This is a genomic window from Actinopolymorpha sp. B9G3 (assembly GCF_040120725.1).
Classification (GTDB): Bacteria; Actinomycetota; Actinomycetes; order Propionibacteriales; family Actinopolymorphaceae; genus Thermasporomyces.
In genome coordinates, this window is sequence record NZ_JBEEAB010000010.1 from 13,882 (window position 1) to 30,641 (window position 16,760).

The window sequence follows — 16,760 nt, forward strand, 5'->3', positions numbered from 1 at the left end:
TTCGCGGCCAGCCGCGGGGCGCCCGGCACGGCGACCGTCATCGACAACCGGGGGTGGGGAGGCGATGGTCACGGACGGGCCCTTCCTGGAGTCGAAGGAGTTCCTCGCCGGCTTCTGGGCCATGGAGGCCCCTGACCTCGACGTCGCGCTGAAGCTCGCGACCGAGGGGTCGAGGGCATGCAATCGGAAGGTCGAGGTGCGGCCGTTCCTGTGAGCGTGGTCGCCGTCCGGGAGGCGATCACCGACGCCCACCGCAAGGACTGGGCGCCGGTGCTCGCCCCCACGGCCAAGCGTTTCGGTGACCACGATATCGCTGAGGAGGCGGCGGCCGAGGCGTTCGCGACCGTCGTCGAGCGGTGGCATGACGCGCCCGACAGCCCTTCCCTGGTCACCCACGCGCCGTCCGTTAAGGGAACGTCAGCCGTCGACGCCTGGGGCGACCACGACGACGACCATGCGGGCGTCCGCAAGGGATCCCCTCGCGGACGCTGCCTGGGGCATCGGATCCGGCGATGTCGGTGGTCCCTGGTGGACTGGGTGGATGCGGCTGATCAGCGTTGATTTCCAGCACGACTTCGCCTCCCCTGGCGGGGTGCATTATGGCGGGCAATCTTGCGTCGAGTTCGTCACGGACACGGTGGTGCCATTCGCCCGTACGCACGGCGTCGCAGTAGCCGAGATCGTCTCCGACTATCGCAGTCCGGGCGGCGACGACGCCGATGCCACCTGCGTGCCCGGTCAGTGGGGATATGAGTCTGTGATCCCTGCGGACGTCAAGCCGGCCGCACCGTGGGTGAAGGGTTCCATCGCGCCAACCTGGGTGCGCGACGGCGGTGGACGAGCGGCCGCCGTGCCCGGTCCTGCGCGGCCCGATCCGGCCGGGTTCGCGGCGTGGCTGGACTCGGCGATCGGTCCGCCGGACCCGAGTGAACCGGTCGTGATCATGGGGTTGGTGTTGGAGGTGTGCGTCCTGGCGAGCCTGATCGAGATCAGGCTGCGCGGCTACCCGGCCGTGGTGTTGATCGAAGGTGTCGACACCTCCGACGGCGACCAGCCACGTAAGCACGAGTTCCTCGACACACTCGCAGGTTTCTGGGGGCACCCGATGACCTGGGCTCAGTGCGCGGCCGCGCTCGCGGGTTGAGCGTGCGGACCGGGACCCGAGCGCGAAGGACGCAACTCGGAAGGCACTCGTACGCCGACGCGGCCGTGTCCGTAAGTGGATCGTTCACCGGGCAGGTTTGCGGGACGGAAGGTGCCCGACGATCGCGCAATCTGCGCAGTGTGATCAACGACCAGGGCGATCCATCTCCGATCGAAATGTCGACATTCTTGGGCGGCGTTGTCGAATTCTTGGTGGCCGGTTCGTGGATAGGGCAACCGGACCGAACAAGGTCCCCAGAATCAAGGAGAACCACGATGCAGGAGAAGGCCATGCGAGTAACCAGACCATTCCGATTCGGCGTCGTTGCCCCGCTCACTTCTGACCTGCCGACGTGGCGAGACCGCGTGCGCCGCATCGCCGGCAGCGGCTACTCAACGTTGCTGATGCCCGACGTTCCTACGTGGCAACCAGCACTTGGCCCCACGCTGGCAACCGCGGCCGCGCTCGCTGACCTGCGGATCGGCTCGTGGGTCTATGCCTCCGCGCTGCGCCAACCATGGAGCACAGCATGGGAAGCCCACTCACTCTCAGTACTCACCGAAGGCCGCTTCGAAATGGGCATCGGCGCCGGCCGACCCGGGATCGAAGTCGAGCTGGGGCTGCCGGCCGTCTCCCCAGCTGAGCGTCGCGCCAGAATGCGCGAGACCGTGACCACCCTGCGTACCTTTGACGGCCCGGATCTGCACACGCCGGTCGTCATGGCGGTGAGCGGACCGAAGTCGCAGGCGCTGGCGCTCGACGTCGCCGACGCAGTCACGTTCGTACTCCCACCGGAAGATGATCGGGTCGAAACCACGCGCCGGGTACGCGACTTCGCTGTCGGCCGCGACATCGAACTCGCCCAGCACATCGCCGCCGTCGGTGACGGTGTCGCTGCGTTCATGGCACCGCCCAACCTCGACACTGCGGCACTTCGCGCGGCAGACTCGCTCGTCATACTTCCGAGTGACCCCGCGGCAGCCGCCGAAGAAATCCAACGACGACGCGAGGAGATCGGCTTCTCCTATTTCGTCATCGGCGCCGACTTCGCCGACACGCTCGCACCGGTCGTGGCCAAGCTCGCCGGACAGTAGGCGCGCCGCGTCGCAGCCTCGAGGCAATCGCCGCACTCCCTCTGCTGGCGACGCTGGGGCCGACCTGCTCACCACCGACCTGCAAGACAGCCACAACTGGTGGCTGAAGATCAACAAAGCCGACACCCGGCCCCCAAGTCGTCGCTACGCAGAATCAGCGCACCCTACTGACATTCGGGGCTACAGCGGGCGCCGCCCGCAAGGGGTTCGTTTTACGGACGAGCCGAGTAGGAGTTACGCGCCCGTGGTGCCGTCGATGCGCTCACGGATGAGATCGGCGTGGCCGGTGTGCTGCGCGTACTCCTCCAGGACCGGCTCCAACCCGAGGTGGTCAAGACCCTCACCGGCAAGCTCGGCTGACCAGCCGTCCACACTGCCGTCACGGAATCCAGCCATAACGCTCCCGCGCGGTCACCAGAGCAAAAGCGACGCCCTCAGCCCGCGTAATCGGCGCGGGTTCCGCAACGATAAGCATGCGAACTCCATTCACCACGACCATCTACACCTGGGCGTTGACGTCCCGGTTCGCGGTTAGTCCAAGCTGCGACCAGTCGCCACCCGGACCGCCACTGGGGTGCGGGGTGTCCGTTCGGGGAAACCGGCCGGACACGCTCGTGAGGTCAAGCCGATCGCCGGCGCCGTGATCGGCAGAGTCTCACACGCCCCGTCCGCAAGGATTCTCAATGAGGGTAGGGCGGATTCCAGCGGTCGAAGCAACGCTTGTGTTTGCCTGTTGGGTGCTGAGCTTACTGTGCGGCGGCTGCTCCTGCGCTGTGCTCGGGCGTCAGGGTTGGTCAGGGCACCTGGTGGCTACCGTGTTCTTCGATAGGGCCCTGAGCCGGCGGTTGGTCCTGCCAGCACCAGCTACTTGCGCTGCGCGATCTGGAGCGCGGGTTTCTCCGGTCGAGCGCTCCGGGTTGGCCGTCGAATGGGGCGCGACGCCCTGCCGTGAGACCACCCAACCGCCAAGCTCGAACGCGCGACGCGGAAGTCAGGTGCCACCGGCCATCGCTTGGTGCTATCAAGTGGGCATGCTGAGGCTCGGAGACGTCACGTTCGTGACCCGCGATCCCGAACGTCTGGCGGACATCTGGTCGACCGTGCATGGCATGCCAGAGCTCAAGTCGTCGCCTCGAGGAAATCCTGCGTGCCCACGCGGGGTAGCGCTTCTCCCGCGTCTGCCATTTGGCGCATGCGGGCCCCGTGCAACGTCCGCGGTCGACATGGACCTCACCGCGCTTCCTCTGCTGCCCGGCCTGTGATAATCAACAACGCTGAACTCGAACGCCGGCTTGCCGAGGTTGGTGAACCGGCCAAGTCGGCATCGGCGCGGCTGGCCCGCGGTATCGGTGACCTCCTCGGCGACAACCTCGTTGCGATGTGGCTCTACGGGGGCCAGCTGGCTCCTGGCGGGTCGCCGGGCGACGTCGACCTGCATGTCGTCGTCCGGCGTGCCCCGGACAGTCACGAGCTCGAGCGAGTCAAGAAATTGCACAGCACCATCTGCTCTGACCTCGCCATTCCGCAGCTCGACGCCTGGTACGTCCTGCTTGACGAGGCCCGCTCCACCCGGCGACCTCGGGACCTGAACTGGCCAGTCGAGGAGCGCGATGAGAACTGGGCGATCAAACGTGCGCAATGGTTCGCCGGAGCCTACGTCCTGGTTCATGGTCTGCCACCGGAGCAGGTTGTTCCTCGCCCGGACCGGGCTGAGATCGAGGCGGAGCTGCTCGCCCAACTCACTGACGCCATCGCCATTGATGACCATCGCCATCCGGCCGGGCTGACGTTGCGGCTCTGCCGGGTTCTCCTCAGCCTCACCACCCGGAACGTTGTTCACTTCAAGCTCGACGCCGCTGCCTGGGCACTCGACAAGCTCTCGCCCGAATCGCAGGCCCATGTCGCTGCGGCCGTACGGGTCTACCGCCGCGTCCCGGCGCCCGGTGATCGGTCCCTCATTGCCGAACGGGTGTCAGCTTTCTGTCGGGAGATCTGCTCACTGGTCGAGAGTCTGCCCGGGCGTTGAGCTTCAACTCGGCGACGCTGTACTCGTGCGGCGTGGTCGGCGGTCTGGGGCGGGTAGCGTCCTTGTTCGTCGCGGTGGCGGTCCAGCTCTCGTTTGATCATCGACGGGCTGCGGGCCAGTTCGGCTGCGATCTGCCGCTTCGAACAGCCCAGCCACAACAGATCAGCGATCTGCGGCCGCTCGTGTAGCGACAGGTACCCGTCCGGAGGGTCGACTGTGCTGGGTAGGTGCCACGCTCTGGTGGCGGTGTCGGGTGCGAATCAGTACGCCGGTGCGTCGGGTCACCCCGAGCAGCTTGCATGCAGCTGTGTTCGTCAGCCCGGAACGCATCAATCCCAGTACCGCGTGTCGCGCAGGTCGGACTTCGACGGCCGCCGCGTGTGCAGCAGTTCGACGTGGCGTGCTGACTCCCGCACCAAACGCTGCTCGCCAGCTGCACGCTCACGCCGCGCCCGGTCGTGAGCCCTGCGGCGTTCGGCCTCCCACCCCACCGACCGCTACCGCGGAATCCGCAGCTTGCGCGCCACGGAGCGCACGGACACACCCTGCTCGCGCAGAGCGACAAACGCCTCTCGGAGCCAACCCATACCCGGTCTGCTTGTCGACCCCGGCTGCCCGGGTGGACGGGTTGAGACCACGCCCTCACGAATCGAGGCCAGGAAACGTACGCCAGCGCCAGAGTCGGACCACAAGTACATCGACGAACTACTTTCAAAGAAGGCGTTGCGTCGACCGATAGAACCTGGGGGTGGCCTATCCGGACGCTTCCCGCAGTCACAGTTCGCGCCAATGCTCGTCCTCCTAGGCGCCACAGCCAAAGTGGGATCGTCGTCTTGGATCCCTGTAGAGGGCGTCGCCTCCGTAGAACGCCCGGATACGCTCCCATTCCTCGTTCTGCGTAGCGCCGATGAAGGTCCACAGCACCCCGGCTCAGGTGAATTTCGTTCAAGACCCCGACGGCCCGTTGCCCCATCGTGGTCTGCATGAGCGACGGACTGCAGGTCATAGGGGTCGGGCTGCATCGGACCGGGTCGATGTCGGTGAAGGCGGCGCTGGAACGGTTGGGGTTCGGGCCGTGCTATCACGGCATGGAGGCGCTGCGTCGATCGACGGACGGCGACCATTGGCTGGCAGCGTACGAAGCCGGCGGTGAGTTCGACTGGTCGGTGATCTTCGAGGGTTATCGTGCCACTTTGGACTGGCCGACCATCTACTTCTGGGAGCAGTTGTCCGCTGCGTATCCAGACGCGAAGATCCTGCTCACAGAACGCGATCCGGAACTCTGGTGGGACAGCCACGTCCGGATGTTCCAGGTCAGCGCCGAGCTCGACCATGAGCGCACCGACGAGGAGCGGCAGGGGGCCGAGGAGTCCGGCTACGCGCAGGTGGAGGAGGCGCTGTTCACGGTCGTGACGGCGACCTTCGACGGGCAGGTGTTCGACAAGGCGCACTGCCTGCAGGTATTCGAGGACCACTACGAACGGGTACGGCGTAGCCTGCCGGCCGAGCGGCTGCTCGTCTATCGCGTGCAGGAGGGCTGGGAGCCGCTGTGCCGGTTCCTCGGTGTCGACGTTCCGGACGAGCCGTTCCCACGTGTGAACGTCGGCGACGACCTTCGGCACAACATCCGGACGGCGATGCGGCTGGCCAGAGCGCAGACGGGGGAAGCGGTCTGGCGCTGACGCTCTGTGAACTGGATACCTGTTCAGGGCCATATCCAGTGCACAGAACGGGTGAGCGCAGCAGCTCGCGGACGTGGGTTCCGCGGTCGTGTTGTGATCAGGCGGTGATGAGCGCGGCCGGGGTGGTGCCGGTGAAGTGGCGGAACTCGCGGATGAGGTGGGCCTGGTCGGCGTAGCCGGACTCGGCGGCGATGCGGGCCCAGCTCTGGCCGTGGTCGAGGTGCCGCCACACGGTCGAGAGCCGCAGGAGCCGGGCTGCCATGTGGGGCGCCACGCCGACCTGCTGCTTGAATTTGGTGATGAGGTGCTTGTGGCTCCAGCCCACCTGGCGTGCGATCTCCCTGATGGGGTCCCTCCCGTCGGAGTGCGCGAGCAGGCGCCAGGCGTGGGTCACCTCGGGCGACGGCTGCGGTCCTCTGGTGGCGCGGTCGAGCAGGAAGGCGTCGAGCAGCCGGCCGCGCTCCTCCCACGTGCGGGCGGACTGGACGTGCTCGCCGAGCCGGCGGGCCTCCGCGCCGACGACGTCCTCGAGAGCGACGTACAACGATCCGCCGATCTCCGAGAGGGCAGGCCCGAGCAGTTTGTAGGCGCCGAGAGGGGCCAGGCGCGCCACGATGGCGGGTGCCCACGGTCCCTGGATGCGGGTGTGGGAGGTGCGTGGGGCGTTGACGAGCAGCGGGGGATGCCACGGCTGGTCCGTCACCTTCACGGCCAGCACTGTGACCAACGTAGCGGGGTCCACGAAGTCGCCGTGTGGAAATGCCGCCTCGTCGAATCCTTCGTGGTCACGGGTGACCCACGGCAGCAGGCGAGCATCCGCCGACAACACGATGCTCGGCGAAAGCCCATACTCGACGCCCGCCCGCTCCCTGCCGCGGGATACCGCCTCCTCCGACATGACCACGAGGCTACGGAACCCCACGAACCCACCGGCATCGCCCTCGTTCTGCGCCGTCAGGTGGTACGCCGACACCGATCTCGACAGCCACGGCGAATCCGGTCAGGGTGCAGTCCCCTGTGGCGCATACGCGGCGAAGTTCGTAACCGGCTGTGGGCCGTCGTCTGCGGCCTATGTGACCTCGTCGCAGGCGGCTCGGCAGCCGTTCGTCGTAGATGGCTGCCCCCCGGGATCCTTCTCCTCGCGATGTCGTCTGCCCGGGCGGCGCAGTAGGCCAGCGGTCACACGGCTGCTGCTCGAAAGTCGACTGATCGGTTCGGTGGACACTGATGTCATGCCGAGGTGAATGTTGACGCCGTTGCTCGGGCCGCGGGTGTGTCTGTGGTGCGGCGGCTGACAGGTGGCGAGTGGGGCGCTTACCTCGTCACAACGGTGGGGGGCGCCATGGCGGTGCTGAAGCCCTTGCCGCGCCATGAAATCTTCGCGGAGCATCGAGCCGTGGACGCCCTCCCGATCAGGCGTGTGTCCATGAAACCAGCAGGCTCAGACAAAGACGATCATCAGACCCTGCTGCGTGGGGGCCCAGTTGCCGGACTTCCGCGGATCAGAGCAACAGCGACTCCCGTAGCACCCGGCCCTCGGACTGCGCGGGTGGGTCGATCCCGAGGATCGCCGACATCGTCGCGGCCAGGTCGACGTGGCGTGGGTTCTGCGGCGGCCTCCCGGGCCGGATCCGGTGGCCGGACAAGATGAGTGGCACCTTGGTCTCCGCGCGACTGCCGTGGCGTCCGTCGAAGCCCTCGGCTGGCGGGTTGAAGGACAGCGCGTACGGTGCTGCCAGTTCGAGCACCAGCTGGCCGTATTGGGGCGCCATCCGCAGCGCTGCCTGGTCGGTCTTGGTCAGCACAGTCGCGACACCTTCGACGTCGGCAAGCGCCGCATGGGCACGGTCGATCGCGGCGGCGTCGGTGGCCAGCGCGCCGAGGAGATGCACGGACGCGATGCTGCCGCCGGAGACCAGGACGACATCGGTCTCCGGCGATGGCCGACCACCGGACCCGATCACCTCGGGCGTAAAGCCCGCGGTGGCGAGGGCGGCGACCGCCTGAGCGGCCATCGGCGTGTTCCAGCCGGTCATGCCGTGGTCGCCGGTGACCACCCAGGTCGTCCGGCCGAAGAGGTCGAGGTCCTTGACCGTTCGGATCAGCCGTCCGAGCTCGACGTCGGTCTCGCGCATGGTGTCGAGCATCCGCGGGTCGTCGGGCCCGAACGAGTGCCCGTCGCCGTCGAGGTCGCTGGAGTAGACCGCGAGGAAGTCCGGTCGCCGGGTGATGGTCACCATCGTGCCGCCGCTGTTGACGGGTTGCCCGGTGAGCATGGCGATCGCGTCGTCGACGCGCGCGCTGATCCGTCCGCCGGGCTGGGTGTAGAGGCCGTCAGGGTCGCCGTACGCGATGCCTTTGTCCTGCAGGATGAACCACTGCGCGGACCCGATCTGGATGCCCTGCGGTCGCCACGCCTGGGCGAGTCCCTCGACCGCACTGTCGCGGCTCTGGCCACGGGCGACACCGGCCGTCTCGTCGTAGTAGTAGGCGGCGTTGCGGGTGCGGTCGGGGTTGGCGCCGCACGAGATCGCCGTCCATGACTGGTTGGTGATGCTGGCCATCACGCCGGTGTTGGTGGTCACGGAGCCGAGCCGCGCCAGCGACATCAGGTTCGGCATCGGCGCCCGACCGTCGAGGTAGTCGATGTCGAAGCCGTCGAGGGCGACGAAGATCAGCAGGCCGCGCTTGGCGGCGGCGTACGCAGGCACGGCGTCGAGCGGCGATGCGAGCGCCGCAGCCACGGCGCCCGCGCCGGCGAGGACGCCGCGCCGGGACAGCGAAGTAGTGGACATGGCGCGACCGTAGAAGCCGCACGCTCCCAGCCGGCGCCGATTGGATGAACGGTCCGCAAACGGTCAAGGCCGTCGAGAATCCGGCGGCCATAGATGGCTGACAGCAGACGTTCGGCCAGATCCTCGGCGCTGCGCGCGCAGCCGACCTCGACCTGCCGGCCGCTCGGTTCACGATCCGCTCCGGCAAGGGCGGCCGAAGCCGGACCATCCCGGTCGGCCCCGCAACCGTCCAGGTAATCCGCGACTACCTCGATCTGTGACAGCAGCACCCCGCAGCCGACGACCCCAACCTCTGGCTGGGTACCTGAGGGACCAGATCCGGGTACGACAGCCTCGGCAAGGCAGCCGCCGCGCCAACCCACGGCGGCCGAACGGGCCGCGGCCGCGGCGCGCCCGCTCGACCTGGGGAACCTGTGACCGCGGGACCGTCGGGCTTGAGCTGGCCGGTGGGCACTTCGCCGTGGCAGCAACTCACCCACGCTTCCTCCCGAGATCGTCCCAACAGCGGCCAACGGATGCCAGGGTGGGGCCGTGATCGTTGAGACCAAGGTCGTCGGCAGCAAGGACACCGAGTCCCTGCACGTCGCGGTGCCCGCCGATATCGGATCGCTGCGAGATCTCCTCTCGGCGCTCGTGCGTCATGAGTTGGCCTCCTACGAACAACGGCGAACGGCCAGCAAGACCCTGCAGGTGCTGACTCCTGCGGACCTCGCTCGCGGCGTCGACACCGGCGTCTACGGCCGCGAGAACCGTGCGGTCGCGGCCCCGCCACCCGAGGCTGAGGCAATTGAGCGAACCGTCGAGGCCTTCACGGACGGCCTCTTCTTTGTGTTCATCGACGACGTCCAGGTCGAGGAGCTCGAGGCGCCGGTCGTGGTCCGTCCAGACTCGACACTGCGACTGATCCGCCTGGTCGCCCTGGCAGGGGGCTGAGCATGCTGTCGGGTGATGCCGCACGGGCAGCGCTGCAGAAGTACGTCGCGTCCGAGGGCGACCGGACCAAGGGCGTACGCGTCCACAAGCTCTTGGCGCCCAAGCTCGCCACCGACATCGTCGCCGTCCTGGCCGACACCCGGCGCCCCTGCCGACCCATCTCCCGGCGGCTCGACGAACTCAGCCTCCCCAAGCGTGAGAAGGTGCTCAGCGCCATCACCCCGGAACTCGGGAAGGATCTCGCGCGCTGGTGGGAGTGGTCAGCGCAGCAGCCCTATCAGCGGGGTTGGCAGCGGCGCGCCTACCGGTCCACGGACCGGGCTGACTCCCTCGACACCCGCTGGATGGAGCTGCGCCAGTACCTGCAACACGCCCTGCAGTACCCCCAGCCGCTGGAATGGCAGGCCGCATGGGCGCTGCACTTGGGCCAGCACGTCCCGTTGGGCTCGCTCTTCGCCTCCGCCGTCGCCCACGGCAACACGGACGTCGCCCAGATCCTCACCGCGTGCATTCGCGGCGAGCACGACATCAGCGGCCCGTCGCAGCACGCGTACGTCGCACTCCTCTCATCGCCCGACCCCGCCGCCTGGGCGGAAGTCGAGCGGCGCCTCGTCGCCGCACAACGCTCCGAGGGACTGCGCCAGACGATCCTCGAGGCCGCTGATCTCGCCCATCCCGATGCATTCGCCCGGATTCTTGACCTCGTCGTCGAGCATCGGCTCGCCAGGTTCGCCGGGACCGTGCGTGCGCTGGGCGTCTGGATCGGTGAAGACCTCACGGTTCGGCAGGAGAAGCAGGTCGCCGACGCCGTGGCCATCATCCGCGACCATCTCCGGCAGCCCCCACAACCCGCAGCCCTGGCCGAAGCTGACCCCGTGTCCGCGTTCCTCGGCGTCTGGTCCCTGGCGGTCCGCGACGTGCACGCGGCCATCGCCGCCGCCGAATCCCTGCAGAGCAACCCGAACGAGCGCACCCGGCTGGCGGCCGCCCGGCTGCTCACCGACTTCGCAATCCCCGCTACCGGTGCCGCTCTGACCCGCGCGATCTCCGACCTGTCCCTTCCGGTGTACGCAGCCGCCGTGACCGCGTGGCCGGCCCACGCGTACGGGTTCGAGCAATCTCCGGTGCCGATGCCAGAACCGGTCCGGGCCAACCTCCATGAGCGGGTCCGCACGCTCGGCAAGATCCAGGACGTCGACACCGGACTGATCGGCACCCTGCCGCGCAAGGTCGGCAGCACCCTCGCCGCGGACGTGCTCATCTGTCACTCCGGCGACCGGCAACTCGACCTGGCGCTCGTGGGCGCGGCGTCCGCAAACGGCCGCTGGGTCGCGGCCCGCGAGTACGCCAAGGATCCGGCCAGCAACAGGGCGGCGCTGTTCTCGCTTGTCGCTGATCGCTCGACCATGGTGCGTGACACCGTCGGCGGCGCGCTGCAGTCGCTTCCCGCGATCTCCGAGGGCGAGGCCCGGCTTCTGGAGGACGCGCTCAGCCGCAAGGCGGCCGACCTGCGCACGACCGCGCTGTCCATTCTCCGGAAGCGAGATCCGCGCGCGCTTGCCGCTTCGATCGAGCGACTCGCATCCGGGACTGCCGACCAGCAGCGAGCCGCCGACGAACTCGTCGGCCGCAGCGAAGCAACCGCCGGCCAGACGAACGAGGCCACCTCGGCGATCCGTTTCAACGCCGCCGACCGCACGCCTGCTCAGCGCCCCATCGCCCCAGCGCCCGCAGCTTGGGAGCGACACCACGACCGGTGTCGGCTCGCGTGGACCTCGCTGAGCGGCTGGCTCGCCGAACACGCGGACGTCGAGGTCCAGACCTACCAAGGCGTCGAACTCCTGGCGAACATCCGATGGATCCACGTCGGCAAGGACGGTGCCCTTCCCATTCCGGAGATCCTCGGCCCGTGGTGGGAACGCATCCAGCCGCAGCTCACCGACGGCGGACTCGAGCTTGCTCTTCTGTCGCATATTCCACGGGTGAACCGACGATGGGCGGTCGATGTCACCCGAACCCTCGTAGGGCCGGTGGCAGCGGAGTTTCCGAAGGCCGACGTCAACGCCCTGCAGTGGCAGGCATTCCGAGCGATCGGCCAGCACGCCAGCCGCGATTCCTGGGCCGAGCCCCTTGTCCGCTTCCTGGAGACGGCCGCCGCTGCGCTGCCGGTCGACGGGCTCCGCGCTCCAGCGGAAGTCCTGGAGCGCCGCGGCCGGCGCCTCGAACGGGATCGCTGGGGCAACCCGATCGGCGCGGACGATCGCACCACCTTCGAGGACCTGTTCAGCGGCAGCCCAGGCTTCATCGACCCCACCGGGCTGACCGACGACCAGCTGGCTCGGCTCTGGCGCGCGCTCAGGTTCATCGACGAGCCGGAGGGGACCATTGACCGCTGGGACGGCCCGAAGGTCGAGGTCGACGTCCGCGACGCCTATGGCCGCGCCGGTGGGACCGTGCAGGTTCCCAACCAGCCCGATCGTTGGCCAACCCCCGCCCGGATCCTCGTCGAGGCCTTCAACCGGGGTGCCGCGACGAGAGCAGACCTCATCGACGCCCTCGTGGTCGCACCCCGCGTCCACCACTGGTTCTCCCATGGGCCACGGCAAGACGCCCTGCGCGTGCTCACCGGACTCCGACCCGAGCCCTGGGCCGCGGGCGCCAGAGTTCAAGGCGTCGTCTCCGAAGTACGGGCCGCCGTCATCGCCGCGGAGGTCGCTCGCGGAGACCTGCCGACCGAGCTCTCCGAGACCTCCCATGGCCTGCGCACCACTTACGGCGCGCAGCAGCTCGTGCAATGCCTCGCCGCACTCGGAAAGAGGCCGTTCGCCCGTGCCTACGCCTGGACCCAGTCGCGCGAGAGCAGCCTCTCTCACCTCATTCGCGTCAACCAACCGCTAGCGGACGACTCCGCCGCCGCGCTCGGCCGGCTTGCCAAGGAAGCCGAGATCTCCGACCAGCGGCTCATCGAGACCGCTGTCTACGCACCTCAGTGGTCCCGTCTGCTCGAGCAACACCTCGGATGGACCGGACTCGAGTCGGCCGTGTGGTGGGTGCACGCGCACACCAAGGACGACAGCTGGTCCGTCGACGCCGAGATCCGCGCCCAGTGGGCCACTGAAGTCAGCCAGCGCACTCCACTGGACGCGACTGACCTCGTCAACGGTGCCGCGGATGTCGCATGGTTCCACGACGTGATCGGCACGCTCGGAGAAGACCGGTTCAACCAAGTGCTCAAGGCCGCGAAGTACGCCTCGTCCTCGGGCGGCCACAAGCGTGCACAGCTGTTCGCCACAGCCCTGTTGGGGACGATCGACGAAGGGGAGGTCGTGCAACGTATCCGCGAGAAGCGCCGTCAGGACTCGGTGCGCGCCCTCGGCCTGCTCCCGCTCCCGAATCAGGAGGCGCTGCTCGACCGATACGAACTTCTCCGCGGCTTCGTTGCCTCCGACCGCACCTCGGGCTCTCAGCGGCGGGCCTCCGAATCCACTGCCGTCGAGGTTGGGCTGGAGAACCTCGCCCGCACCGCCGGATTCCGGGACCCCCAGCGACTGGTGTGGGCCATGGAAGCGCAGCCGGTCCGAGACCTGGCCGACGGCCCCGTCACTGCCGCAGACGGCGATCTGGTCGTGGCCCTCGCCATCGACGCCTCCGGATCCCCCGAGCTCACAGTCCAGCGGGCCGGCAAGCCACTCAAGTCCGTCCCGGCCAAGAGCGCCAAGGTGCCGGAGATCGCCGCACTCCGAGACCGGGCGACGACCTTACGCAAACAGATCCGTCGCATGCGAACGTCACTGGAATCGGGGTGCGTTCTCGGGGATGCCTTCGTCCCGGACGAGTTGGCGGACCTCCTGCGACACCCGATCCTCGGCCCGATGCTCCGCGACCTCGTCCTCGTCGACATCGAGGGGATCGTTGGGTTCCCGCTTGACGGCACCACGTTGTCCGCCCCGGACGGTGCCGAACGCGTCGCTGTCGGCGCTCTGCGGGTCGCGCACCCGATCGACCTCCTGTCCTCGGGAGAGTGGCCGGACTTCCAGCACGCGCTGATGGTTGGCGAACGACGGCAACCCTTCAAACAGCTCTTCCGCGAGCTCTACACGCTCAACGCGAACGAACGCGACGAAGCCGGCGTGAGCTCCCGCAGGTACGGAGGACACCAGGTCGAGGCTCGACAGGCCGGCGGGATCTTCACCTCTCGCGGCTGGGTCGCGGACTTCGAGCAAGGCTTCTCCCGAACGTTCCACCAGCAGAAGATCACCGCGTGGTGCCACCTCGTCAACGGCTGGGGCTCCCCGACCGAGGTCGAGGACGCCACCATCGACGACGTCACCTTCCACCCAGCTGGGAAGTGGCAGCCGCTGCCGCTCGCTGACGTCCCTGCCCGGGTGTTCTCGGAAACCATGCGCGACCTCGACCTGGTCGTCTCCGTGGCACACGCGAGCGGCGTTGACCCCGAGGCGTCGGAGTCCTCGATCGCCATGCGCGGTCGCCTGGTCGACGAGACAGCCTCGATGCTCGGTATTGCCAACGTTGAGGTCGGCGGCCACCACGTGCGCGTCAAGGGCACCCTCGGCACCTACTCGATCCACCTTGGCTCCGGCGTCGTGCACCGGGTCCCCGGCAACGCGGTGTGCATCGTGCCGGTCTCCGCCCAGCACCGCAGCCGCGTCTTCCTTCCGTTCGCGGACGACGACCCCCGGACCGCCGAGATCGTAGCGAAGGTTGTTCTTCTGGCATGCGACGACAAGATCAAGGACCCGACGATCCTCCAGCAGTTGGTGGGTTAGCGCCGCGGAAACGTTGCCTAGCGCAAGCCGACCTGTTCCCTCTTCCACTGCCATCCGGCCATCGCCGGGCGCGTCGTGACCTGCGGTTGGATGGTGTGGAAGCTTGCCGTCCACTTCGAGGGTGGCTTCCCCAGGAGAGCCAACATTTCGGCCGCAACCTTCGTCGGGTGACTTCCCTCTGCTTTCCACACGGACGAATACCTGGAACTTGTTGTCCACGGTCGTGAACGACACGACGAACTTGGACGCGTCGCGGCAGTCGGCTGCTGCCCACAGAATCCGCAACCCACGCTGACCGAGCAAAGTCGCGATCTGCGCGTGCGAGGATCAGCCGCGCAGTCGTGTCCTGCGGTCGCTCCCCACCGTGGTCCGAGCCAATGCGGGCGACTTCTGCGTCGTACTGCTGCGCATTGAAGGTGACGCCGTGCCGCATGGGAACGTTGATCAGCCAGTCCCAGTGGACGAATTCGCCCTCGCGCACGATGTTCACGTCCGTCGACGCGCTGCCGTACTCGCCGCATTCGCAGCGGGCGATCGGAACCCGGCGGGGATCGCGCAGCACGGACCCGGGCGCGAACCGAGTTTGCGCGGACCCTCAGGTCTCACTGGTCGGCGAGGTCTCACGTCCACTGCCAGTGCCGCCGTTGCGTGTCGATGGCCCATGCGCTGATCCGGTCGAGGTCGGCGGTGTGGGGAAGGGGCGAACGGTCCTGGTCGAGCAGCGTCCGCACCGCGTCCTCCATGCGGGAGATCTCGGCTGAGACCTCATCACGGTCGACCTCACCTCGTTTGACCGCGAGTACGCGGGCGCGCTCGCGATCCGGCAGCGGCAGGCTGAGGCTTCCGGTGCTGGCGATCTCGAAGCCTTGGTAGGCGAGCCGTAGGGCGTGGCTGCCGTACTTCACGTCCCAGCCGTACTTCTCGATCAGCTCCGGCCGGTTGGGCACGTTGCGCTTGGACTGGCCGAGCATCCGTTCGTGCTGGGAGCGCATGTAGCCGAGGAAGCGTTCGACAGCGAGTCGCGACATGAAGGCCGTGCGCAGGCTGCGGAGTTCTTCGCCCAGAGGTGTGACGACGACCAGCGACTCCTCGGGAGCGAACAGCGGCAACATCACGGTGGGGTTGCCCTTGATCGCCAGGCGCAAGTACTTCCGAAGCGAGTAGAGGACCAGGTCGGTGTCGCCGTGCCCGCTGCGCACACCTTCGGGCTGCGTGCGCCAGATGTAGTCCTCGCGATGCCGCTCGACACCGAGGACCCATTCGGGCGGCTCGATGTAGACACCCATCTCGTCGTGGTCGTCGGTGCCCTCGATCGCGATGCCGTGCACGCCGCTACCGACGACGGAGCGCAGGATCTCATTGGGGAGCGCCACGCCGCGGTCGCCGTAATCGACGTTCGGCTGTTCGGACATGGTGGCCATGCTATCGACGCGCAGGTGTCGGTTTCGTCCGGGCGCACGGGCATACTTCGACCTGGGTCGAACACTGTTGACCCTCCAGACTTAGCCCGGATGCACCGCCAAGCCGCTGGTCGACTGGTAGTTGATCTTGGACCCAATAGGAACCGCATACAGCTCGTTGACTGGCTGGCTCTTGGAGCGCATCCGACCTCTGGTGCCGGTCGGACGCGTGTCGGCTGGCACACCGACCGGCAGTACTGGCGGACGTGCTCGATCGAGGCCTCAGGGCCAAGCCCAGCTGTCGGGGGAACGGAAACCCCCACAGGGTTGGACTCCACGCCAGAACCACAATTCGCCTGCTCCCTTGAGAAAAGGCATCTACATATCAGCCACGACCCGTGCATCACCAGCCACAGGGGCACCTGAGATGCGTTAGCGCATCGCGCGGTGGCTAGGGGGCGGGATGCCGTTTTCGCGGGCGAGGCGGCGGATGTAGGCGGCGGTGAAGGGGGAGAGTGCGGCGACCTCGGTGGGTGGGACGCCGGCGCGGAGTGCGGCGAGGCATGCTTCGATCACGGCTCGCCGGTCGGCTGCGTGCGCTTCGGCGCTTGCGACGTATCGGCGAGTGGTCGCGGTGATGCGTTGTCTCGGTTCGGGCACCGAAACAGAGTAGCGCAACTGTGTTGCGCTGCCGTGCGGGCTGCCGGTATGGTCTTCCCGCACTCCCGGTGCGAAGGTTCCGGCTACTTCTCTCGGAAAGAAACTGTGCCGGCACCGACTTTGATCTCGGGGGGCCTACAACTTCACAGAAGATGCCCGGTGCGAAGACGGCGGTTACTTCCACTGTTAATGGAGAGGTTGCAGGTTCGAGTCCTGCCTGGCCAGGGGAACTGGCTTGT

General features: G+C 67.8%; 14 protein-coding genes and 1 tRNA gene. 9 read left to right on the top strand and 6 right to left on the bottom strand.

All coding sequences use genetic code 11. From position 1 onward, the window contains the following. The first annotated feature begins 64 nt into the window (after window positions 1-64). The 4 genes from ABNF93_RS34950 to ABNF93_RS18215 all read left to right on the top strand — a co-directional run bounded on the left by ABNF93_RS34950 (window position 65) and on the right by ABNF93_RS18215 (window position 2,238). Entirely contained in the window at window positions 65-214 is a 150-nt protein-coding gene (locus ABNF93_RS34950) for a YciI family protein (protein WP_502877594.1), read from the top strand. Then, the gene (locus tag ABNF93_RS18205) at window positions 211-561 is read left to right on the top strand and encodes a hypothetical protein (protein WP_349329293.1); all 351 of its coding nucleotides are present in this window, start codon (window positions 211-213) and stop codon (window positions 559-561) included. Before ABNF93_RS34950 ends, ABNF93_RS18205 begins: the two co-directional genes overlap by 4 nt. Then, window positions 542-1,144 carry a hypothetical protein gene (locus ABNF93_RS18210; RefSeq protein WP_349329294.1) on the top strand — a complete coding sequence of 201 codons (603 nt, stop codon included), beginning with the start codon at window positions 542-544 and terminating at the stop codon, window positions 1,142-1,144. Before ABNF93_RS18205 ends, ABNF93_RS18210 begins: the two co-directional genes overlap by 20 nt. 275 nt (window positions 1,145-1,419) lie before the next feature. Next, window positions 1,420-2,238 (top strand): LLM class flavin-dependent oxidoreductase, encoded by an 819-nt coding sequence (locus ABNF93_RS18215; protein WP_349329295.1) that lies wholly within the window; start codon window positions 1,420-1,422, stop codon window positions 2,236-2,238. 234 nt (window positions 2,239-2,472) lie between these two features. Here ABNF93_RS18215 and ABNF93_RS18220 read toward each other — a convergent pair whose 3' ends face one another. Beyond that, complete coding sequence (locus ABNF93_RS18220; protein ID WP_349329296.1) at window positions 2,473-2,634, bottom strand: mycothiol transferase; 162 nt, start codon at window positions 2,632-2,634, stop codon at window positions 2,473-2,475. Between the two features lie 862 nt (window positions 2,635-3,496). Here ABNF93_RS18220 and ABNF93_RS18225 point away from each other — a divergent pair. After that, on the top strand, window positions 3,497-4,264 hold the full coding sequence (locus tag ABNF93_RS18225) for an aminoglycoside adenylyltransferase domain-containing protein (protein WP_349329297.1): 768 nt from the start codon (window positions 3,497-3,499) through the stop codon (window positions 4,262-4,264). Here the strand turns inward: ABNF93_RS18225 and ABNF93_RS34955 are convergent. Further along, window positions 4,159-4,458: a helix-turn-helix domain-containing protein gene (locus ABNF93_RS34955; protein ID WP_502877595.1), complete on the bottom strand. Its 300-nt coding sequence runs from the start codon at window positions 4,456-4,458 to the stop codon at window positions 4,159-4,161. The genes ABNF93_RS18225 and ABNF93_RS34955 overlap by 106 nt on opposite strands. 789 nt (window positions 4,459-5,247) lie before the next feature. Here ABNF93_RS34955 and ABNF93_RS18230 point away from each other — a divergent pair. Next, a complete protein-coding gene (locus tag ABNF93_RS18230; RefSeq protein WP_349329298.1) occupies window positions 5,248-5,946 on the top strand; it encodes a sulfotransferase family protein in 699 nt (232 codons plus the stop codon). Between the two features lie 97 nt (window positions 5,947-6,043). Here ABNF93_RS18230 and ABNF93_RS18235 read toward each other — a convergent pair whose 3' ends face one another. Then, on the bottom strand, window positions 6,044-6,844 hold the full coding sequence (locus tag ABNF93_RS18235; RefSeq protein ID WP_349329299.1) for a helix-turn-helix domain-containing protein: 801 nt from the start codon (window positions 6,842-6,844) through the stop codon (window positions 6,044-6,046). Between the two features lie 604 nt (window positions 6,845-7,448). Next, window positions 7,449-8,741: an alkaline phosphatase family protein gene (locus tag ABNF93_RS18240; RefSeq protein WP_349329300.1), complete on the bottom strand. Its 1,293-nt coding sequence runs from the start codon at window positions 8,739-8,741 to the stop codon at window positions 7,449-7,451. Window positions 8,742-9,272: 531 nt separating this feature from the next. On the opposite strand from ABNF93_RS18240, the gene ABNF93_RS18245 reads away from it, so the two are divergent. Then, window positions 9,273-9,674 (top strand): hypothetical protein, encoded by a 402-nt coding sequence (locus ABNF93_RS18245; protein ID WP_349329301.1) that lies wholly within the window; start codon window positions 9,273-9,275, stop codon window positions 9,672-9,674. Between the two features lie 2 nt (window positions 9,675-9,676). Then, window positions 9,677-14,461 carry a DUF5724 domain-containing protein gene (locus ABNF93_RS18250; RefSeq protein ID WP_349329302.1) on the top strand — a complete coding sequence of 1,595 codons (4,785 nt, stop codon included), beginning with the start codon at window positions 9,677-9,679 and terminating at the stop codon, window positions 14,459-14,461. 620 nt (window positions 14,462-15,081) lie between these two features. Here ABNF93_RS18250 and ABNF93_RS18255 read toward each other — a convergent pair. After that, window positions 15,082-15,873 carry a nucleotidyltransferase domain-containing protein gene (locus ABNF93_RS18255; RefSeq protein ID WP_349329303.1) on the bottom strand — a complete coding sequence of 264 codons (792 nt, stop codon included), beginning with the start codon at window positions 15,871-15,873 and terminating at the stop codon, window positions 15,082-15,084. 420 nt (window positions 15,874-16,293) lie between these two features. After that, window positions 16,294-16,521: a hypothetical protein gene (locus ABNF93_RS18260; RefSeq protein WP_349329304.1), complete on the bottom strand. Its 228-nt coding sequence runs from the start codon at window positions 16,519-16,521 to the stop codon at window positions 16,294-16,296. Window positions 16,522-16,667: 146 nt separating this feature from the next. On the opposite strand from ABNF93_RS18260, the gene ABNF93_RS18265 reads away from it, so the two are divergent. Next, window positions 16,668-16,745, top strand: a tRNA-OTHER gene (locus tag ABNF93_RS18265). The last annotated feature ends 15 nt before the right edge of the window (window positions 16,746-16,760 follow it).